The 20992-nt window shown below is 59.9% G+C and carries 15 protein-coding genes and 1 other RNA gene; 9 read left to right on the top strand and 7 right to left on the bottom strand.

Features of this window, described 5'->3' with window-relative positions; all coding sequences use genetic code 11:
* Positions 1-46: 46 nt before the first annotated feature.
* A complete protein-coding gene (gene xylA / locus H3S97_RS04135) occupies positions 47-1390 on the bottom strand; it encodes a xylose isomerase (protein WP_198176653.1) in 1344 nt (447 codons plus the stop codon).
* A gap of 382 nt (positions 1391-1772) precedes the next feature.
* Positions 1773-3773 carry a family 20 glycosylhydrolase gene (locus H3S97_RS04130; RefSeq protein WP_198219742.1) on the bottom strand — a complete coding sequence of 667 codons (2001 nt, stop codon included), beginning with the start codon at positions 3771-3773 and terminating at the stop codon, positions 1773-1775.
* 424 nt (positions 3774-4197) lie between these two features.
* On the opposite strand from H3S97_RS04130, the gene H3S97_RS04125 reads away from it, so the two are divergent.
* The gene (locus tag H3S97_RS04125; protein ID WP_198219741.1) at positions 4198-5475 is read left to right on the top strand and encodes an ROK family transcriptional regulator; all 1278 of its coding nucleotides are present in this window, start codon (positions 4198-4200) and stop codon (positions 5473-5475) included.
* Positions 5465-6364: a carbohydrate kinase family protein gene (locus tag H3S97_RS04120; protein ID WP_198219740.1), complete on the top strand. Its 900-nt coding sequence runs from the start codon at positions 5465-5467 to the stop codon at positions 6362-6364. The genes H3S97_RS04125 and H3S97_RS04120 overlap by 11 nt, the downstream gene beginning before the upstream one ends.
* A gap of 84 nt (positions 6365-6448) precedes the next feature.
* Here H3S97_RS04120 and H3S97_RS04115 read toward each other — a convergent pair whose 3' ends face one another.
* Positions 6449-7924 carry a DASS family sodium-coupled anion symporter gene (locus tag H3S97_RS04115; protein ID WP_045936056.1) on the bottom strand — a complete coding sequence of 492 codons (1476 nt, stop codon included), beginning with the start codon at positions 7922-7924 and terminating at the stop codon, positions 6449-6451.
* A 301-nt stretch (positions 7925-8225) separates the two neighbouring features.
* Here H3S97_RS04115 and H3S97_RS04110 point away from each other — a divergent pair, with 301 nt between their 5' ends.
* The 5 genes from H3S97_RS04110 to H3S97_RS04090 all read left to right on the top strand — a co-directional run bounded on the left by H3S97_RS04110 (position 8226) and on the right by H3S97_RS04090 (position 12638).
* Positions 8226-9848 (top strand): NAD-dependent malic enzyme, encoded by a 1623-nt coding sequence (locus H3S97_RS04110; protein ID WP_198219739.1) that lies wholly within the window; start codon positions 8226-8228, stop codon positions 9846-9848.
* A 229-nt stretch (positions 9849-10077) separates the two neighbouring features.
* Positions 10078-11022, top strand: a complete 945-nt coding sequence (locus H3S97_RS04105; RefSeq protein WP_198219738.1) for a LysR family transcriptional regulator — start codon at positions 10078-10080, stop codon at positions 11020-11022.
* 113 nt (positions 11023-11135) lie between these two features.
* Positions 11136-11534: a transfer-messenger RNA gene (gene ssrA, locus H3S97_RS04100) on the top strand.
* A gap of 231 nt (positions 11535-11765) precedes the next feature.
* Positions 11766-11933: a hypothetical protein gene (locus H3S97_RS04095; RefSeq protein WP_198219737.1), complete on the top strand. Its 168-nt coding sequence runs from the start codon at positions 11766-11768 to the stop codon at positions 11931-11933.
* 114 nt (positions 11934-12047) lie between these two features.
* Positions 12048-12638: a tyrosine-type recombinase/integrase gene (locus H3S97_RS04090; protein WP_332468271.1), complete on the top strand. Its 591-nt coding sequence runs from the start codon at positions 12048-12050 to the stop codon at positions 12636-12638.
* A 199-nt stretch (positions 12639-12837) separates the two neighbouring features.
* Here H3S97_RS04090 and H3S97_RS04085 read toward each other — a convergent pair whose 3' ends face one another.
* The 4 genes from H3S97_RS04085 to H3S97_RS04070 form a co-directional block, all read right to left on the bottom strand.
* Complete coding sequence (locus tag H3S97_RS04085) at positions 12838-13050, bottom strand: hypothetical protein (RefSeq protein WP_198219735.1); 213 nt, start codon at positions 13048-13050, stop codon at positions 12838-12840.
* Positions 13051-13307: 257 nt separating this feature from the next.
* Positions 13308-15005, bottom strand: a complete 1698-nt coding sequence (locus H3S97_RS04080; RefSeq protein WP_198219734.1) for a BspA family leucine-rich repeat surface protein — start codon at positions 15003-15005, stop codon at positions 13308-13310.
* 1072 nt (positions 15006-16077) lie between these two features.
* Positions 16078-17295 carry a hypothetical protein gene (locus H3S97_RS04075; protein ID WP_232356269.1) on the bottom strand — a complete coding sequence of 406 codons (1218 nt, stop codon included), beginning with the start codon at positions 17293-17295 and terminating at the stop codon, positions 16078-16080.
* 368 nt (positions 17296-17663) lie between these two features.
* Positions 17664-18764: a hypothetical protein gene (locus tag H3S97_RS04070; RefSeq protein ID WP_198219732.1), complete on the bottom strand. Its 1101-nt coding sequence runs from the start codon at positions 18762-18764 to the stop codon at positions 17664-17666.
* A 947-nt stretch (positions 18765-19711) separates the two neighbouring features.
* On the opposite strand from H3S97_RS04070, the gene H3S97_RS04065 reads away from it, so the two are divergent.
* Together H3S97_RS04065 and H3S97_RS08585 are read left to right on the top strand one after the other, a co-directional pair.
* Positions 19712-20050, top strand: coding sequence for a hypothetical protein (locus tag H3S97_RS04065; protein WP_198219731.1), 339 nt, complete (start codon positions 19712-19714; stop codon positions 20048-20050).
* Positions 20051-20407: 357 nt separating this feature from the next.
* Positions 20408-20620 carry a type II toxin-antitoxin system mRNA interferase toxin, RelE/StbE family gene (locus H3S97_RS08585; RefSeq protein ID WP_198219730.1) on the top strand — a complete coding sequence of 71 codons (213 nt, stop codon included), beginning with the start codon at positions 20408-20410 and terminating at the stop codon, positions 20618-20620.
* Positions 20621-20992: the final 372 nt, after the last annotated feature.

Raw genomic sequence — 20992 nt, 5'->3', positions numbered from 1 at the left:
CCAGGCGAATTCCGTCGTACAGGGTTGAGTGATGCTTAGTCAGAGCTCAGGCCTGGGCCAGAGCCTCGACAATATAGTTGTTGATGGTGGCCTTGACCACTTCAAGATGGTCGGACTTGTCGGCGGCGATCAGTTCGGCCTGCGGCTTGTCGAGGCTGTACTCCTCCAGGGAGGCCAGCGTGGCCGTGCCATCCTTGACCGTCGAGCCGATGCCGGATTCGAAGGAGGAGTAGCGATCCTGCTGCAGCTGCTCGATGTAGCCGTCCTCGTGCATCTTGGCCGCGACCAGCAGACCGGCGGCATAGGTGTCCATGCCCACGATGTGGGTCCTGAAGAGGTCCTCAGGCAGGAAGGAGGAGCGACGAGGCTTGGCGTCGAAGTTCAGGCCTCCTCGGGGCCCGATGCTTCCGTTGGCCAGCACCTCCCACATGACTGCGGTAGCATCGTAGAGATCCGAGGGGAACTCGTCCATGTCCCAGCCGATAAGCTTGTCACCCTGGTTGGCATCCAGGGATCCCAGGAATCCGGCCTCACGGGCCACGCGGACCTCATGCTGATAGGTATGCATGGCCAGGTTGGCGTGGTTGCCCTCGATGTTGAGCTTGAAGTTGTCCTGCAGGTCGTAGGTGCGCAGGAAGTTGATGGTGGTGGCCGCGTCGTAATCGTACTGGTGGAGTGTGGGCTCCTTGGGCTTGGGCTCGATCAGGAACTGCGCGTCGAAGCCGATCTCCTTGGCGTAGTCCACGCACATGTGGAAGAGGGCGGCCATATGGTCCTGCTCCTCCTTCATACGGGTGTTCCAGAGGGATTCGTAGCCCTCGCGGCCGCCCCAGAACACGTAGTTCTCGGCACCCAGCCGCTTGCCGATCTCCAGGCTGTGCTTGAGCTGGCCTGCCGAGTAGGCGTAGATGTCAGCGAAGGGCGAGGTGCCGGCGCCGGCCTCGAAACGGGGGTTGGTGAAGAGCGACGAGGTGTTCCAGAGCAGCTTGACCCCGGTGTCCTTCATGGCGGCCTCGATGCGGTCGATCACCTTGTCAAGATTGGCGTCGGTCTCGCGCAGGGTGTCGCCCTCGGGAGCCAGGTCACGGTCGTGGAAGCAGAAGAACTCGACCCCCAGCTTGGTGAAGAGCTCAAAGGCGTAGTCCACCTTGGCCAGCGCCTGATCCATGGGATCGGTGTAGCGGTAGTAGGGCCTCTGCGCAGTGGGATCGCCAAAGGGATCCACCAGACCCTGGTTGAAGGTGTGCCACCAGGCCACGGCGAAGCGCAGCCAGTCCTTCATAGGCTTGCCGGCCACCACCTTATTCTTGTCGTAGTAACGGAAGCCCAGGCCCTCCTTCACGCCCTGGCGACCCACGTATTCGATCTTGTCGACGTCCCACAGACCCATACGAAATGCTCCTTTGCCTATTGCATCTGCCTTTACGGCGTTCACAGGGGAGGAAACCAGTTCCTGCCTCCTGAACATCAAGAGTAGAGGGACGGATCGATTTTGTCAATTCGTTGAATTATATGGATGTGGTATCGCCAACCCAGGTACCACTCAGTGGTTTTCAAGAAACTCCTTCGCCCTATAAGACCCCGCGCTCAACTAGCACCCAACGACGAAAGCCGAACTCCTCCTGGCATGACAATTTGCCTGGTTCGAGATTTATGCAATCCTGGGACTCCGTGCAAGAAACGCTCAAAATGCCGCAGAGCGACGCTCTACTCATTGATGGTCATCTTTGCGCTCTCCCGACCTTTCGACATGACCATCGCAACCGATCCGATCAGGAGTTCGTCCCTTTCCGAAGAATGTCGGCGAAGCCCCAAATCACGGAGGCGATCCGCCCCAACTCCGATTCGCGACTGACCTGACGCCAAACCGTGGCGTAGGACTCGAACCAGATCTCCAAGGCATCGGCCAGGCCCCGGTCGGCGCCGGCATCCGGAGCTCCAGGCAGAACGCCATGGCAAACGGCCAGACTACGACCCAATGCGTTGAAGAGGCGTTGGCCATGGACAGCCACCAACTGAGCCTGCAAAGTTCTGCGCGCATCAGCCTGGCTTTCGGCGGCCGCCCTGCCCATGCGTGCAGCCGCGTCGACCAGCAGAGCGTCACGCTGATCCACCTGCTCAAGACGATTGCGCAAAGCCATAAGCAGGTTACGGCGAGCTTCGTCGACATCGGCAGACGGATCCGGTTCAGGCACGCCTGGCACTGTAGATGCCACATCCTGATTAAGACCGCCGTGGCGGTCGTCCAGCTCCCAGTAGCGCACCATATCGTCCCAGCCGAAGACCACACTGGAGCCTGCCTGAATCAGCGCCGGCAGATAGTCCCCCGTCGCATCCCCATAGACCAGCAGGTCCATATCCCTGTCCACCCGGTCCCGATCATCGTCATCGGGATTCCAGAAGCACTGGGCGGCGTAGGCCATGCCCGGCAAACTCATACGCGGATCGTTGATATGCCCGTAATCGCCCCAGTCCGTGACCATGGCCCCAACGGCACCGTATTGGATCCCGTATCGGCTCAGACGGCTGATGTTGTTCCATGCATTGTCGATTCCAGGCAGAAGATGATTCCAGTCGTGAACGGCCGAGCAGACTATCTGCCGGGCCCCTGTAGAGGCTACAAGAGCAACCTTGTCAGGTTTCACCTGTGGCTCGTAGAGCCAGTTGAGCAACGTGCAGTCCTTGGGCAGCCTGTCCAGGACCCTGGGCATGGACACAGCGACATCGCCCCAGAACATGGGATGGCGGCCCTGTGCATGCAGGTGATCACACAGGCTGATCAGATAGTCGGCATACATGTCAGCAGGATCCTTGCTGGAACCGTCCTGCCGCGAACGCCCCTTGCCCAGATCGAAGGTCTCGTCTCCGCCGATATTGAAGTTTCGCGTACGCATAAGCGGCGCATAGGCGTCAATCAGCCCTGTAGAGAATGCCAGAGCCTGTGGGTGGTTGACATTGATGGTGTGATGCTCCTGACGCTCTATGAAAGAGTATGGCCGGTCCGCCTGCTCGGGAAACTCGCCCAGATCCTTGAATCCGCGAGTGCGAAGGCTGGTGTAATGGTGGCCAAAGGTGGAGATCGAAGGCACCAACTCGATGCCCAGGCGGGCGCAATAGTCATCGAAGTCGGTGATCTGCCCGGGCTCCAGGGGGCTTGTGCCCCTCCAAGCCTCGCTCATGCCCGGGAAAGCCATGGTGTGCTCAATGTAGAGTTGCAGCTGATTGAACTTATACAGGGCCAATATGTCCGCCCAGTGCCGCAGCCAGTCCATGGTGGGCACCCGACCGCGGGTCACATCCAGGCTGTAGATGCGTGTTGGATAGGCGGGGCGGTCCTGGATGTGCAGGGCGGGAAGCACCAGACCGCATTGCATGATGATCTGGCGAAGGGTCTGTACCCCCCATCGCAGTCCCTGACCGTCGCCGCCGCGGATATCGACAATCGGCCGGCGCTCCCCCCGATCAGCGATGGACAGAAGATACTCTTGGGGACCAAGTTTCTGGTCCAGATCCAGACTGATCGCGCCATTCCACGCCTGCCCTCGCGAATGATCCCAGACCATCCCCGTGGCCTGCTGAATGGTATCTGTCAGCTGGCCACTCAGGACTGAACCCAGCTCCTGGTCAACCGCTGAACCGCAGACGATTCTGCCCGCCACCGGCAACAACAACCGGCCCCGATCCCTTTGCAAGTGGAGCGGCCGGGGAATCAGGGCCAACGGCCGCTCCCTGGACGGATCGGCGACGGCATCGATGCCATTATCAAGACTCATACTCCATACCTTTCCCGCAACAGGCTGATGCCACTGACGACCGCGTCAGAGACATGCTCCAGCCATGGCCAACGATGGCCACCTCCTCAGCCTACCCATACGCCGGAGACAAGAAGAGATTCCGGCATTCAGGCCGAGCGGACACCGGCAGAGTCGAATATCCTCTACACAAACAGCATTCCCACAAGACGGCAAGCCTGCAAGAACCTACGATTGGTCGCATTGGTCAAGAAGCAGAAACTGGCGAACTTTCTGGTCAACGATGACGCGTTCAACGATGGAATTGCCTCTATCGAGAAACCTTTAACAGGTTGAAACGAGTTGATACAGGTTGCGCAAGATTAATAAACGATGTTAATATATAAACGTTGTTTATAAAGTACACGAAAATGTAGTGACTGTACCACTCAAGGAGGAGGTTGACATGCGCGGCAGCCCATACGCCAGCACACCAAAGGCCCTCTCCGAGCTCAACCAGTCACGCATCGTCCAGTACCTGCACCAGCACGGCACCAGTTCCCGAGCCCAGATGGCCCGGGACATCAACCTGACGCCGGCGGCCGTGGGCAAGCTGGTGGCCCGCCTGATCGACCTGGGCCTGATCAGCGAGACCGGCAGCATGGACTCAGAGGGTGGCCGTCGATCCATCGGATTGGCACTGAACGCCGACCGCTACCAGGTCATCGGCGTCAAGTTCGCCCGCAGCCTGGTCAGCATCGGACTGTTCGACATCAGCGGCCGTCTGCTGGACTCGGAGGAGCTGCCCCCCGTCAACCCCGATGACATCCCCGGCGCTGTGGCCGAGGTCAGAACACGAGTGGAAGCGCGATTGGAGGCGCACCCCGCCATCGTGGCCGTGGGCATGGCCGTACCGGGCCCCTACCTGCGCGATACCGGCCGCATCGCCCTGGTCACCAGCATGCCCGGCTGGCGTGGGGTGGACTTTATCCACGAATTCGGCCGGGCCTTCCGCGTACCCACCTTCATCGAGCAGGATGCCCGAGCCGGTGCGCTGGCCCAGAGTCTGTTCGACCCAGGCGTGAGCGCATCCAGCATGGCCTACTTCCTGGTGGGCGAAGGCGTTGGACTGGGAGTCATCGACAGGGGCGCCCTGGTGGACGGCAGCCGGGGAGCGGCCACCGAAATCGGCCACGTCAGCATCGATCTGAACGGCCTGCCCTGCGAGTGCGGCAACCGCGGCTGCCTGGAATGCTACTGCTCGGCGGTAGCCATCCATCGCCGCATGCGCCAGCCGGATATGCGGGATCACTTCCCTGGAATCGAAGCCATGACCCATGCCAAGGCCTGCGCGGTCCTGTTCGACCAGGCCCGCTCAGGCCAGCAGGCCGCCCAGACCCTGGTGGATCAGATAGCCGACTACGTGGGATATGGCTGCGTGACCATCGTCAACGCCTACAACCCCGCCCAGATCGTCATCGGAGACATGGTGGCCGCCGCCGGTACCCGCCTGCTTGAACGAGTTCGGGCCATAGTATCCCAACGTGCCCTGCCCGGCCTACGGGAGCACACGCAGATTCTGCTCTCCAACCTACCTGCCGATGCCACGCTGACCGGGGCCGCTGCGGTGGCTGCCAGCCAATTTTTGGAACATCCGGCCAGTATGGGCCGACCAGCTGTGAAGTCAACAAGCACAAGGCGGACGCATCGCCCGTCATCAGGAAAGGAACACCATGACCAGTAAACCCGTGGTCCTCAGCATCGGCGAGATCCTCTGGGACGTCCTGCCAACAGGCAAGCGGGCCGGTGGCGCGCCGGTCAACTTCAGCTATCACGCCGCGAAGAACGGGGCGGAAGGCTACGCCATCAGCGCCGTGGGACGCGACGACCTGGGCCGGGAGCTTGAGGAGGCGGTCCAGAAGGCCGGCGTCGATGCCGTCCTGCAGCACAACGACCACCCCACCAGCACCGTCGAGGTCCAGCTGACCGAGGGCATCCCCCAGTACGTCTTCAAGCCCGATGTGGCCTGGGATCATCTGGAATACACGGATGACCTGGCCGGGTTGGCCAGCAAGGCCGACGCCGTTTGCTATGGCACGCTGAGCATGCGCAGCAGCCAGTCACGCGAGACCTGCCTGCAGGTGCTGCGCCACACCAAAAGCCATGCCATGCGCTTCTTCGACATCAACCTGCGCGGCACCTTCTACAGCAAGGACCTGATCCAGGAGCTTCTGGACATGGCCACGGTCTTCAAGCTCAACGACGAGGAGCTGGTCGCCCTGCGCGACATGTTCCGTGTGCCCGGAGCCACCGACGACGAACTCTGCCGCTGGTTCATGGACCAGTGGTACCTGGACACCATCGTGCTGACCGCCGGCAACGACTACAGCACAATCTATCTGGCGGACGGCCAGTCCTCCCACCTGCCCACGCCTGAAATCACTGTGGCCGACACTGTTGGTGCCGGCGATGCCTTCTCCGGCACCTTCGCCATCAACCGCCTGCTGGGGGCCTCCCTGACCCAGTCCCACCGGGCTGCCGTCAACACCGCTGCCTTCGTCTGCACCCAGCCGGGCGCCTGGCCCGAATATCCCGAGCATATCCCCGACTACCTGGGCCAGCAGGGTCAATGATCCCCGTCCTTTGAATATGATTTGGCCCCGCCAGGTCGAACTGTCGACAGGACGGGGCCAAACTTATATCTACGGTATCGGGATTTACCAGATGCCGATGAGCCGCCACCAGCCCAGACCCACGGTCAGGAAGATGGCCACGGTCACCAGTCCGCAGATCAGGCCGATCCGCAGGAACTCAGAGGTCTTGACATATCCGGCACCGTAAATCAAGGCCGCCGGTCCGGAGGCGTAATGGGTCATGGCGCCGATCAGACCGCTGGCGCATCCCAGCATCAGCGCTGCAGGCATGGCGGGGACCCCGGCAGCCACGGCCACGCTGACGAAGAGCGTGTAGATGGCCGCCACCTGGGCCAGCTCGGAAGCGAACATGTAGTGGATGAAGAAGTAGAAGATCGTCAGAATGACCAGGACCAACACCCAGGGCATGCCCTTGACCAGTCCGGCGATGATCTCCCCCGCCCAAGTGGTGACGCCCAGGGTGTTCAGCGGTTCCGCCATGCCTACCAGAACACCAAAGAAGATCAGTGTGGACCAGGCCGACTTGTTGGCCACCATGTCCTGCCAGGTGATGATCTTGGTGCACAGCAGCACGGCCACGCCCAGGAAGGCCACGGTGGTGGAATTGATATGGATCACCGAGCCGGTCGCCCAGAGGACCAGCATGACCAGGAAGGTCACGGCCATGATCCACTCGTGCATGCTCAGCGGGCCAAGACCCTTGAGCTCATCCTTGGCATCCTCCTGAGCCTGAGGAACGTTCCTCAGGGTTGGCGGGAAGATGCGGTAGATCAGGGCGGGGATGAGGATCAGGCAGATTAGGCCAGGCACTATGCCGGCCAGGGCCCAGGTGCCCCACCCGATGTCCACATGGAATTTCTGGGCCAGCTGTCCTACGACCGGGCCCGCCGCCATAGCCGTCAGGAACATGGCCGATGTAATGGCGTTGACGTTGTTGGCCGTGATCGCCAAGTAAGCGCCGATGCGTCGCCGGGACTCATCAGTGTCCGGCTTTGAATCCTGCACGTCGCTGATGGACGTGATGATCGGGAAAAGGATGCCGCCCAGACGAGCCGTGTTTGACGGGGTGGCCGGAGCCAGGACCAGGTCGGCGGCCGAGAGCCCGTATGCTATGCCCAGGCTGGACTTGCCCAGTTTGGACAGAAAGACCAAGGCGATCCTGCGGCCCAGTCCAGTGGAGACAAATCCCTGAGCGATGAAGAAGGCCGCCACGATCAGCCAGATGGAGGCACTGCCCAGTCCGTTGAAAGCCGCCTTCTTGGGGTCCAATGCCCCGGTCAGCATCCCCACGGTCATGCCGATGATGGCTACCGCTGAAGTGGGCAGAGGCTGCAGAATCAACCCTAGGATGGTGCCCACGAAGACTCCCAGCATGTGCATGCCCTGGGCGGTCAGTCCCTTGGGAGGCGGAATCAGGAAGATGACCAACCCGACCGCTACACAGATCAGAGCCTTGACCAGTTGGCCCGTATTGAACGGCTGCCTGGCCCCTGTCTGGGGGTCTCCCCCGCCCCCGCCTGTTCGTACTGTTTCACCCATCATTGCTCCTTCGCTCATGGTCCGGCGTATGACCGCCTGAAAACCGCCGACCTCCTCGTCGGCTTGCTCGTGTGGACTTATGCTATGCGGCAGGCGGCAGGGACGACAAATAAGCGCTGCCTATATGAAGGACGCCGCATCCGGCAGCCGCTGAAGGCCTTAAAGACCCGTCAAAGACTGAAATGATCCCCTTGGCGGCATATAGACAATGCTTATTTGCCGGGCTGCCAAGGGCTTTTCTAGGCTGATTGCAGAGGTCCGGCAACGCGGCCGGCCCCAATCGTGAAGGACAAGTGAGACCATGACAGGATTCGATACCATCAACGATTCCTATGCCAACCGGGGACTGGGATTCGACTATGAACAACGGCGCGAGCTCAAGCTGGACGGGCTGCTGCCCGCTGCCGTCCAGGATGACGAACAGCGCGAGCGCATCGTTTACCGCCGCTTCCTGGCCCAGCCCACCGATCTGGACAAGCGGATCTACCTGATGAGCATCTGCCGCACCGACCGTCGCCTCTTCTACAGGAGCATGGACAAGCACCTGACCGAGTACATGCCCATCGTCTACGCCCCCACCGTGGCCCAATCCATCCAACGCTACGACGAGTTCTATTCGGGCAGCGACGTGGCCTACATCTCCATCGATCACCCCGAAGGGATCGGCGACGCCCTGGACCAGTACGCCGGCGACCGACCCATCGATCTGGTGGTCTGCACCGACGCGGAAGGCATTCTCGGCATCGGCGACTGGGGCGCCCAGGGCGCTGAGATCCTGACGGGCAAGCTGGCGGTCTACACCGCTGCTGCCGGCATTGACCCCTCGCGCGTTCTACCGGTGATGGTGGATGTCGGCACCAACCGCCAGGCCCTGCTGGACAATCCGGACTATGTGGGCAACCACTTCGCCAGGGTCAGAGGCCAGCGCTACGACGACTTCATCGATAACTTCGTCCAGCAGGTCCTGCAGCGCTATCCGGAGGCCCTGATCCACTGGGAGGACTTCGGCAGGCCTGAGGCGGCACCTGTCCTCAAGCGCTACCAAGACCGGATCCTGACACTGAATGACGATATCCAGGGCACCGGCGTGACCGTCCTGGCCGCACTGATCGCCGCCAGGAAAATCGCCGGAGCCGACCCCAAGGACACCAGGATCATGGTCTTCGGGGCAGGGACCGCCGGCGTGGGCATCGCCGACCAGATCGTGGACGACCTGATTATTCGCCAGGGCATGGATCCTGAGACCGCCCGGAACAGGGTTCTGCTCTTCGATCGTCAGGGGCTGATCGAGCAGGGCCAGGATGATCTGACCGAGGGGCAAACACGATATGCCCGCAAGCCGGACGAGTTCACCTCAGCCACCGACAAAACCTCGCTGGCACAGGTCGTCGACGCCTTCCAACCCACGGTGCTCATCGGCACCTCGACCAGGGCCGGAGCCTTCAATCAGGACGTTGTTGAGGCCATGGCCAAGCATGTGGAGCGGCCGCTAATCTGCCCCATCTCCAACCCCACGGAACTGGCCGAGGCCAAGGCTGCCGACGTAATCGCCTGGACCCACGGCCGCGGCTTCGTCATCACCGGCACCCCCTCAAAGCCTGTTGACTACCAAGGGGTCACCTATTCCATCGGACAGGGCAACAACGCCCTCATGTATCCCGGCATCTGCTTCGGGGCCATCGTCGCCAAGGCACGGCTGGTCACCAAGGGGATGCTGTTGGCCGCAGCCTACGCCATCTCCGACATGATCGACGTGGACAAGCCCGGAACAGCCGTGCTGCCGCCGGTGGCCGATCTCAAGGAGATCTCACGCCGGGTGGCCACTGCTGTGGCTGAACAGGCGGTCCAGGAGGGTCTGAACCGGGAGCCGATTGAGGATGTGGACGCCGCCGTCGCCAAGGCCCAGTGGCACTACGACGCCTGAGCGAAACCGGCACCTTCGCTTCTTGCGACATTGAAATTGGGGTCCGGCCGGCACGATTGATAACAGATGATCGTGGCGACCGGACCCCGGTCATGAGTCGGGCCCTGGCTATATTTTCAAGTGTCGATCTTCTCAAGTCCAAGTGACGATGATAGTGTGGTTGTGAATAGTTTTTCGCCAAAGTTGACGGATAAGCAATAATCTGAGCACCAATCAAGGGAAGCGGCTCATGACCTATATGGATAATGTCCGCGACCTCGAGCTGCTTACCATGCTGGCCCGGTACGGCAGTTTCACCGACGTCGCGTTGGAGGCGGGCATCTCCCAGCCTGCCGTCTCACAGGCCATCAGAAGACTGGAAAAACGTCTGGGAACCAGGCTGGTCCAAAGGCAGCGCTTCGGCGCAGGTGACGGCACGCAGCTCACCCAATCCGGAAGAACAGTGGTGGACCACATCGGCCAGGCCTTGGACCTGATCAACACCCTGCCCGAGGCCTTGGCTGCGAGGACCGGGATTCGACGGCGCACCATCGGACTGCCACCCATCATCTCATCGCTGCTGAGCTCGGAACAAGGGCGGCAAGGGCAGTATGAACCAGACAAGAACACGACCGTAGAAACCATAGGGTCCCAAAAGCTGCTGAGCCAGATAGAGAACCACCGCGTGGACTACGGGGCGGTGGCCAGCGTCGACGAGTCGCTGAGCGTGGATGGCGTGGAGACGACCAAGCTGGCCTCCTTCCCCTTCGGCATGGTCTGCACCCAGTCCATGGTCGACCGACTGGGTACGGCGGGAATGACCAGCCTGCACCCCGAGGATCTGTCCATGCTTCCCGGGGATGTTCCTTTCGCCACCCTCAACCGCGATTTCGTCCATGCCCAGGCCGCCCAAAGGCTGATTCGCCTGTCTGAACCAGTCAGCCATCTGATTGAGGTCTCCGACGTGGAGACCCTGAAGATGGTGACCACATCCGGCCTGGTCTGCAGCCTGATCACCTCGGCCGGCGTACACCCTGGCGACGGCCTGCGCTTCATCCCCTTTGCCGGTGATGACATGCCTCGCTTCAACATCTTCCTCTTCAACGACACCAAGCGGGAGGCCTTCCACGAGGACGTGGAGGAGGTGCACGCCTTCAGCGACTATGCCACCAGTCGACTGGGCTCCGTGGCATGATCGGGATTCAATTCAATGCCGAGGGAGAAGCGGGAATATCCGCAGCGTCCATCTGTTGTATACTGACGAGGCTGGTCCGCAACGGCACCGGCAGAGCTTGATAATTCAAGATTGGGGCTGATCGGTTTCGACGGTGACCTGTTCGTCGCAGGGAAGCGTGCCGAGAACGCGGGGGTCCGCTCGTTAATGTCCTCCCGCAAACAACAAGTGCTAAATCTAACCGCACTGAGTTCGCTCTCGCTGCCTGAGCTTCGCGCCAGGATTAACCAGTGAGCAGCTGCTCCGTTCACTCCCCTTCGCCTTCGGGGGGATGCTGAGCGTCATTAAGAAGACTTGCCTGAACTGCTGCGCCACAGGGCGGTTCGGGGACTTTTACTGCGGCTATGCCCGCCACCGGTTGTCTGCGACACAGGTGGGGGCAGACAGATAGCCACAAAGGCCAGCAGACTACGCACGTAGAAGACTGAGGGTGCGGTCACCGGACCGGGGTTCAATTCCCCGCAGCTCCACTCAAACACAGCCGCCCGGGTTATCCCAGGCGGCTTTTTGTTGGAATTTCGCCATTTACCGCCGTTTCCGAGTTGAAGCGCATACTCGATCTCGAACCGTTTGAAATCGTTTCTAATAGGACAGACGCATCGGAAGTACCAGGGCATTCGGCAGCATCCTACCCTACGCCGGTCGATGCCTTCGGCCGCTGGCCCGGCCTGCCCATACGGCAGAGCAAGATCTTCAGACCCGGCATGGAGGATAACGCTATGGCCTGGCTGAGCCAGGCACGCAAGAGGATAGACGCCGGCGTCTGGGAACCGGCTGCAGTCAAAAAGAGCCGCGCGGTCGCCCAACGTGTCACCATGAACGACTACTACATCCCTGATTTGAAGGACGCACCTTCAAAGGCCGGCCACTGAAGGCCGGCATCAATCGGCGGCTGGCTTCCATGCCTCCCGACCAGCAGGCCCTGAAATCCATCCTCCGGACCACCAGCCAGCCCGGCCTGTAGGGGAACCACCTCTGATACCCGCATACACTCACTGCCGAAACCAGAAAGAAAATCAAACACAATCCCGGCCACACCGGAAGAGGTCAAGGCCATCTATGACGCCATGCCGGAACGCTACCGGATAAGCATCTACCTGGACGTATTCAGGGACGGGCTACGCATAGGCGAGGTGTGCGCCCTCCAACGCCGGGACATCGACCCGGGAACAAGCATCCTGCACATCAGACGAGGCAGGGGGACCATGGATAACGAGAGACTCACCGATACGCCCAAGACCGACAACAGCATCAGGAGCGAACGGATACTACTGGAACTGCTACCGCTCCTCCAACAGTTCCTGGATGACCAGGTCCGAACCGAGAAGATCGCTTGGCTTTTCCCGGAATGGGAAGGCCCCACCAAACCCGTCCACCCGAATTTACCACGCTCCTGGTACTCACAGGCTCGGAACCAGGCCGGCCGCCCTGACCTCCGTTTTTATAAACTAAGGCATACCGGATTGACTTGGCTTGCTGCGGAAGGGGCCACAGTCAGTGAACTCATGGATGCAGTGGGATACACGGACGCGGACGTGGACACGGCCATGCGCTATCAGCACTCTCTCGACAGATAAAAGGACATCCTGGCCGAAAATTGAGTGCCAACTTCCTGCCGGATGAGACACCTGAGCTCCTGCGAACACAGATCGGAAGGATTGATGATGATATTGCTGATTTGGCGAGGCAGCGTGCGGATCTGGTGGCCCGGCTTCAGGAGTTGTGAGTGTGGTATTTGCGTTCGAGCTAGATGATGTCCGCTTCTCTGGCGCTGTATCATATGATGGTGGGTTCTTGACGAATTTGTTGGTGTAGCGCTTTGAGCTGTTCTTGTTTGTGTTTGCCGCAATTGGGTTGGTGTTTCCGGTCGATGGCCTGGTCGAGCCGCTGGTGCAGGGGGATGGTGAGGCGCTCGCGGCGGTCCTCCGGGGCCGACACGTAGCCGGGATGGTTGTCGGGCATCTGGCTGACATCATCGGGAATACACATGCCTTCGGATGACAGAGGCCTGCGCGCCTCCAGGAGGGATCCCCCTGCCACCGTGTCCCACGGCTGCCAGAAGCACGCGCACACCAATCAGGCCCCGTGGTCTGCATGTCGATGGCCCACGGCATCTCCCTGCCCCCGACGACATCGGCCACGCACCCACATCGGACACAAAACAACGGCCGGTCCCAACCCCAAGAACCGCTCATGCGGACACGGCGCTCAGGGGGGGGGGGACCGAACACAAAGGGACCAGGGAATCAGGCGTCCCTCATATCCCACTGGTAGACCGTCGTCTCGGGGAGCGGGCCCATGTCCATCAGCTGCTGCGAAGTGTACATCGAACCCTTCGCGGACCCGTTCAAGGCCACCCACCGGGAGGAAGCCACAACCTGCGACGACCCCGGCACACGGCTGCCCGCAGCCGGCACATCCGGCAGGCCGGAATTCGCCATCCAACGGTAGGCTATGCGTGGCAGCACCAGCGTATGAAGCGACGTAGCCCCCGCGAACATGCCCTCAGAAGGGGCATGCCAGTAGGGAGGATTCTCCCAAGAGTCTGTCCGGGAAAATGTCGAGAGGTCAAGATAGGCTAGGGATGAATCCCCGTCGAACATATGCTTCGAACTGACGGGTGGGTATATCCCGTCCCCCATCCATGGAGTCTCACCGCGGAAACTGACGTCCGTCAGGGATCTGTCCCCGGCGAACATGTAGTCCATACGGTAGCCTGACTGCCATGAAGTGTGGCTCATATTCACCGATACCAGGGCGGGATCATTGGCGAACATGTGCCCGAAAGCTTCCAAGGAAGCAAAATAATCATGGTCCATGTCGACGTTCACCAGGGAAGCGTCGTCGGCGAACATGTACACCATGGAGTCGAAGGCGGTCTGCTGGTTGGCTTGGTGGCTGAGGGTGATGGATTTCAGGCTCCCGCAATCCCTGAACGTGTAGGCCATCCCCAGAATGTTAGACAGATCCCAGCCTCTTGGGTCCAGATTATCCAGCATGGCATCATGCTCGAACATATGAGCGGTGTAGGAGAGGGTCTTCGTGTTCCAATCCCTGACATCCAGATACTGCAACGAGGTGTCGCCCCTGAACATCCCGGCCGCGTTATATAAATTCCCCACATCCCATCGGCCGACGTCCAGGAAAGTCAGCATCGAATCGTTCTCGAACATCCCCCGCGTTGCATGCATCGGGTCAGCCTCGTTGTACTGGCCATCGCCACGGTCATACTGGTCCTCACCGCCATATCCCGTCTGAAAGACGTTGCTCGTATTCCAGTTGCCCACGTCCAGGCTCCTGAGCGACCGGCAGTTCTTGAACATCGCTGCCGTGATGTGCACGTTGCTCATGTCCCAGTCGCCCACGTCGACGCTCTGCAAAGCCACGTCATCCTCGAACATTGCTTCTGTCGACGTGATCTTGCTGACATCAAAGTTGCCGCCGCCCTCGATCCTCAACAGCGAGGGAAGCCCAGCGAACAGGTGATAACCATATGCGGCCGCCACGCCAGGGTCGATGCGGATCACGGACAAGCCCGACCCCTTGTCCGGCAGCATATCAGCAACCGGATGCTCGGAGGCCGACTCGCCCGGGGAATAGGTGTTGTCTATGATTCCGGCGTGCAGGGTCAGCACCCGTTGACCGTTCTCCACCCGGTACTCCCAGGGGCTGGACCCCCACACGCCCGACGCCACCAGCCCGTCAGGCTCCGCCGACCGAGCAGCCGCAGGCGCCACAGGCTCCACCACCGGCCTGGCCGCCTTCGCAGCCGCAGCCAGCCGGGCCGGATCCTTCCTCGCCCTGGCCTCACGGACAGCACGGGCAGCCGCAGGCGGCAACGAGCCGCCGCCCCCATCCGCACGAGCCGGCGCCACCGGACCCAACGCCGCCAGCATCCCCACACAAGCCACAGCACCCACAGCAAAAGCCGGGAGCCTTGTCAACAATCCCCTTCGAACACCAGACATATCCACCCCCACTAACAATCGACCCGCAGACACCGCGGCATCACATCGTTTTCACAATACCACCACAAGCCAGCCGCGCAAAAACAGCACACCAAAACAAGAAAAACGCCCCCATCCCGGTCTCCCGAAACAAGGGCGAAACTGCACTTTCCTTGCAATAAGGCACTTCTAGCTTGAAAGAACTACACCGTGCTACTTACTGGCCATCTGCCGGAGTTTGGAGTCTCCGAGCTCGACGAGGTAAGCTCCTAGCGGATAGAACTGTGGATGGCCGGCATGCCCAGCGAAGGCGCAGCACAGAAAGCCTGGGCTGTGTTCCGCTCCATCCTGGGCAAAGCCATGCGCTGGGGACTAATCGAATGCGACCCCACCATCCAGATGAAACCCCCTCATACGAACCGAATACCAGCCGGAGGCCCTCGATGCCAGACAGATCCACCGATTCCTCTAGAACTTCTATGGCCACCCCCATTGGAGGCCTGGCTCATCTGTTCAGTGACGCTCGGCCTCAGGACCGAAGAGACCGCGGTTTTTTTTTGGGGGGGGGGGGGGAGAGAGACATCAACCTGACCGCATGACACGTCCACATTTGTCGCGGCCTGCGATGGGTACCCGGGCATGAACTGACCGTCGAACCCAAGGCCGAACTGAGCAGACGCACCGTGGTCCTCCCTGGTTCGCCGTGATGCGGCTGCGCCAAATTAAAAGCAAACGCTGTCTCATCGGGGACCTCAACCGTACCAGGTCGACAGGCGCTAACGCGCATGGTGCCGCCAGCACGGCCTGCCCTGCGCGCCCAGACGCAACCTCCGCCACTCATGGGCCCATTCCACGGCCCTCGCCACCGGCGTCGACGTGGCCGTCGTCAGCCGCGCCCCGGGCCATCCCAGCATCGAAACCACCGCACGCTACTGCCTCACCCGACCTCCATGTCCTCAAAGAAGCACAGAAGCAACAGGCCAACACCATCATGAGCATGTAGAAATGGGTTTCCGTAACTCGCATGCGTACTGGCAGGAAGATGTTGACTCCTGAAGGGACGGAATCCTCAAGGTTGTTCGACGATCCTCAGCTCAAGGCGATTGTCGGCAGGTCGTTCGACCAGGCCCGCGACTTCGTGGCAGTCATGCTGTCGAATCGGGCAGACTCCTCGACAACATCTGCGATCGCTTGCGACTATGTGCCGGGAGTGAAGTGGCTGGCCGTCAGGATGAACAAGCCCATCAACAAGGGTGCCCTCATTGACATTTCCTATCTGATCGTATTGGGACGGTAGAGCCGGCCTGTTCAGATGAGCCATGTTGCATGGATCAATAGGTCGACGAAGACGGCCCCTGTGAGGGTGTCGTTCGTCACTCTCAGAGTCCCGTCCGGGTCGGCGTAGAGGTGACTGACGTTCCGTCTGCTCGAGGTCATCCAGACCCGTGCGGACGGACGATAGCTGGCCGGCCGGTATGGTGACAACCATCCAGCCGCTTTTCCGGCCACCTGTACGGCCGATCACACTCCGGAGCTCCACCAGGTGGCTCCCCCATTTTGCGACGTAGAGGTGGGGATCATCCGTCTTTCCCCACTGCCACCATCCGCCAGGTGCCGCCTGCGTCCAACCCGTGCGGGTTACGGAATCCCACATGCTGGGTATGCGGTTGCAGAGAGGGATGGGCGCGCCGGGAGTGATGCCGGAGATCGGGATGCAGTACAGGGGCATATCCGAGACGGTTGCGCCTTCGATCATGTGGCCCTTCTGTGATATACGGAGGTCGGCTGGCGTTCCCTGCATGGCGGCTTCCTGGAGAATCTTCAGCTCTGCCGTCTCGACACCGTTGGACGCTCTTGAGTACGGGCAAACGGCAGGGTCGTTCCTCTTCACCCCCTGGGCGCCGGAAACAACAGTCGCGGAGATTGAGGAGACGAAGGTCACATGGCGTCCCTGCATGAGTAGGTCGCCGCTTGCGAGCACGAACGTATTGGCGTTGCTCATGCTTGCCTTGAGCAGCCCTTTGGTGTTGAGCATGTAATCTCCAGGGCCCGCTATGCCCGTGTTGAACGATGCGATGTCGTTGGCGTCGATATGTGGAGCTCCCGCGAATCCGTGTACGAGTTCACGGTCATTGGTCTTGTCCTCCTCGTCCCGGTCTTTCTGAAGCATGAACTGGTTGAAAGCTTTGTCCTGTTGAATTGCGAAGGTGTGCCAAGTCGGGTGGCAGCTCTTGCACAGGAGCCTGGTGTTCTGGATGCCGATAGCCTTAGAGCACCCGACACTCAATTCCTCAATTTCCGCGAAAAGATAACGTCCTGCTTCTGAAATCCACCCAAGTAAAAGGGTTCAATCCCTCCTGTTTCAGGGCTCATCCCCGCATGCGCGGGGACACTTCTCCGAACTGAATGCAATAAGCGGGGTTGCCCCCATCCATTGCGATTACACCTACGCCCGCGATTCGCGAGGTTATAAAGTGCGGTCCCATGGAGATAGGAGACACGTAATACCCATGCACCAGCCCAGGGCCAGAATCCGCATGAGCGGTGATCGTTCCGGTGGCCAGGGCCGCTACAGCAGCCACGAGCGCTAGAACCGCCCGCAGCGTCTTATGCAACACCTTCTCCATCCTTGTCCTTTCAATTGTTTATTTACAGCTAACAGGGAGTGAACTCATTCCCGTCGCTTGTACCGCAAAAATGCAACTCCACATAACCATCGTCATTTGATGTCTGTTGATGATTCTGCGGGGTAGGTGCAGGTCTGCTGGCTCCACCACCTGAGCGACCGCCACTGGTACTCCGGTGGCCGCCGCCAGTGCTCCGGTGGCCGCCACTGGTGCTCCGGTGGCTGCCACCGTTGCCGCTCGCATGGCCGCTGCTCTTGTAGCCGGTTCCGGCGCCTCCCGTGGCGGGGGCTGCGGGTGCGGCTGCCTGCGCGGCTGCTGCCGCGTCAGCGGCCTGCCTCCGGCTGATGGAGTCGTTGACGGCCTTGACAGCGTCATCCAGGCTCCTCCTCGCATCCGCATAGGTCTTCGGATCGGTCACATCCTTCCTGCCGCAGGCCTGCCTGACGGCGTCGATGGCCTTGACCAAGGCATCCCTGGTAGCATTGTCCGCCACCTTCCCATCCGAACCGCCCAGCAGGGAGGAGGCTGAGCCGATGGCATCCTCCAGCCCCTTCTTCCCGTCGGCCAGGCTCTTGGCCTTGACGGAGGCCCGCACTCTGGCAGCAGCGGCCCTGTACCGGCCGATGAGCCCCTTGTTGATGCTGGCGGCCCTGGCCAGCCCGTCCCTGTTCCGGTCCAGCTGCCCGGTATCCTGACCGGCCGTGCAGGTGGCAGCGGTATGGCCGGCCGGCTTCCGTACGGCCTGCTCCAGCGTCTTGCGGACGGCGGGGTCGGCCACGTTCTGCTCGGGCGTGGCCTGGAGCATTTTTCTGACCTCATCCTGTTCGTGCTGCTGTTTGGCGGCGCTGGCCGTGTACGCCTGGTAGGCGTGGTCGCAGCCTTCAAGCGCATCGGCATGACGCTGCCTGGACACCCAGACCCCTGCGACCACAGCTACGACGATCACGATGACAGCCACAACGGCCGCGATCACGATGGTGCGCCGCCCGGGCCTGCCGCCATTCTTCGGCCCGGCATCGGCCTCGCCAGCCGGATCCTGCGCGGATTCACCCTTGATTGGCCCGAGTTTACCCCGCTGCTTTCCCGTTGATTGGATGCCTGTGGACTCCGTCAGATCGTGTTCATCCATGGCATCTCCTCCTCGCTTGCCTTTTGCCATTGGTTCCATTCTCCAACATGATCCTCATCGACCGGAGCATGACCTACACGCAGAAACGGTGCACGCTCCTGCATGAGCTCATCCACTGGCAGCATGCCGACAAGACCAGAACAGGAGTCTACAGCGCTCGTATCGAACACCGCACTAAGAGGGAGACCGCATAGAAGCTGATCGACCAGTTGGAGTACCAGACTGCTGAAACCATATACGAGGGAGACCCGTACCAGATCGTCTGCGAACTCGACGTGATCCTACGAGTCATCTAGGATTACAGGGTCTTGTTGGACAGGTGCCGGAACAGTCTGGCACAATCGAGAATTGAGGCTGACGGTCTGTAAACAATAAGCTCAGATCCTATTAAACAGAATCGAACGTAGAGCTCCAGATCATGAGGGGCTTCCAGAGGCTCCTTGACACGCACAGTGGCATCATCCGCTCCTTATACAGATGCGGTCATACGCCCGCTTCCTACCAAGGTAATGTAGCAAAATAGCCAGAAGCCGCAAGCAGTCCCGGGCCCTGAAGTTGCTGGGTAAAACAATCATATCGTCGAAGTCGCCAATACGGAAGCCCTATTATTGTAATCCAGTACCAGCAAACCCGGTCCCGCTACTTTGATAACTTTTGTACAAAGTCGCAGACGGCACGGAAGGCTCCTATAAAAGATTATGCACCCTCACCATCATCTGCCTGCTGCTGGGAAGCCTATCAGCATGCGGAACCAATAGCACATCCCAAGCTTCCAACAGCCCCGCCCAGTCACCAACCACACAAACCACAGCCGAGCCCAGGCAAAAACACAAGAGGCAACCTTAAGCATATCGGCGAAACCTCAGGAATCAGTAAATCCAAATCCTCCGAAACACTCATCGCCCAATGAAAAGCAAAAAGCATCACCATAGACCAGCAGTGCACGGTTGAAGACCATGAACCACCAGCAGATGGTCAACCTGGTGGGACTGGACATCGATGCTTCAACCACAAAAGACTTCACTGAGCCCGAGCACAGCCTGCTCCTGCTGGGCTCCCCGTTCGCCTGGAGGTTCATATCCAGCGACGGCACCCTCAGTAATTCCATGCTCGGCAGCAGCAACTCAGAAAACCGCCTTCCTTCGGAACAGCTGCTTCCCAACAACATAGGACAAGGACCACGGGCGCATGGAATAGTGTCCTGGACGTCCCTTCGGCGGACGGCTCCCTACGCTATTCAGAAGGGCCCTCGAACGGCTGGGAGTATCCGCTCTCCCGATCTCTGATTTCGCATCCCTGGTTTCATCCAGACTTTCCCCCATACGACAGGATGTATCCTCTGCCACACGCCCGAGGGCTCAGGAGAGAATCAACCAGGCAGGAATAGAAAACGAGAGCATCGGTCAAGCAGACTGGAATGGTTACCATACAACCTGGGAATAAATACCAAATGATGATCTTCTCAATCGACGGTAGTCAAGCTCCACATTGAGGCGATTAATATGTTCCTCTCTCTGTCGCTGCGCGAAGGAGGCATTCCGTTTCGCTCTCGACTTTCAAAATTTGACAGAGAATGGAGGAAGCTGAGGCTTTACCGATCACTCACGCGGGTGATGCAAAGAACATGAAAGACATCATCCATCATGAATGAGTTTGGATATACGCAAAAATTCCTGCGCGATGTCAAGAGAATCAAGAGGAAGCATTTCGACTTAAGCAGGCTCGATCAAGAGCTCGACGACTTGGCTGGCTGCAATTCAGCACTGCCTAAGCGCAAATATCGAAACCAACGGTTGGAAGGTCGCTGGTCTAAATACGAAGAGCTTCATGTCGTCGCAGACTGGCCCCTGGTGTAGAAACGTGTCAAGAACTGAATGATTCTTACCTTGATGACCACTGGCAGCCATGACCGAACACTATGATGCAATCGAGTATCTCGGCGATTGAGACTGGTTCCGATATACTCGATCACTGCGATCAAGGCGCTAGTTTGCTTGCACTTTTATCCACTTCATAGATGATCGTGCACTAAACTACCTAGAGATTGACCTGTCATAATGGGATACCCGTCTCTGAGCATCCAGCATGTATTTGTCGTATTGACCAGTTGTCAATACGACAAGGAACTGTCCCCTTGATCAATTGGTCACACACAGCCTTGGCCGGAATCGATGCTTGGCAAAACCGCTCAATTACAGATCGGGCTCAGCAATTAAAGCCCACTGTCG

Origin of the sequence: Bifidobacterium choladohabitans (assembly GCF_016102005.1) — a bacterium.
GTDB classification, from domain to species: domain Bacteria; phylum Actinomycetota; class Actinomycetes; order Actinomycetales; family Bifidobacteriaceae; genus Bombiscardovia; species Bombiscardovia choladohabitans.
Note: the sequence above shows the minus strand (reverse complement) of the source record. Positions and strands in the feature narration are given on the sequence as shown.

Coding starts and splice junctions, on each gene's coding strand:
- xylA (WP_198176653.1), bottom strand. CDS start 1,390: ATGGGTCTGTGGGACGTCGACAAGATCGAATACGTGGGTCGCCAGGGC.
- H3S97_RS04125 (WP_198219741.1), top strand. CDS start 4,198: ATGCGCGGCAGCCCATACGCCAGCACACCAAAGGCCCTCTCCGAGCTC.
- H3S97_RS04115 (WP_045936056.1), bottom strand. CDS start 7,924: ATGGGTGAAACAGTACGAACAGGCGGGGGCGGGGGAGACCCCCAGACA.
- H3S97_RS04110 (WP_198219739.1), top strand. CDS start 8,226: ATGACAGGATTCGATACCATCAACGATTCCTATGCCAACCGGGGACTG.
- H3S97_RS08585 (WP_198219730.1), top strand. CDS start 20,408: ATGAATGAGTTTGGATATACGCAAAAATTCCTGCGCGATGTCAAGAGA.
- H3S97_RS04095 (WP_198219737.1), top strand. CDS start 11,766: ATGGAGGATAACGCTATGGCCTGGCTGAGCCAGGCACGCAAGAGGATA.
- H3S97_RS04070 (WP_198219732.1), bottom strand. CDS start 18,764: ATGGATGAACACGATCTGACGGAGTCCACAGGCATCCAATCAACGGGA.
- H3S97_RS04120 (WP_198219740.1), top strand. CDS start 5,465: ATGACCAGTAAACCCGTGGTCCTCAGCATCGGCGAGATCCTCTGGGAC.
- H3S97_RS04130 (WP_198219742.1), bottom strand. CDS start 3,773: ATGAGTCTTGATAATGGCATCGATGCCGTCGCCGATCCGTCCAGGGAG.
- H3S97_RS04105 (WP_198219738.1), top strand. CDS start 10,078: ATGACCTATATGGATAATGTCCGCGACCTCGAGCTGCTTACCATGCTG.
- H3S97_RS04085 (WP_198219735.1), bottom strand. CDS start 13,050: ATGTGTATTCCCGATGATGTCAGCCAGATGCCCGACAACCATCCCGGC.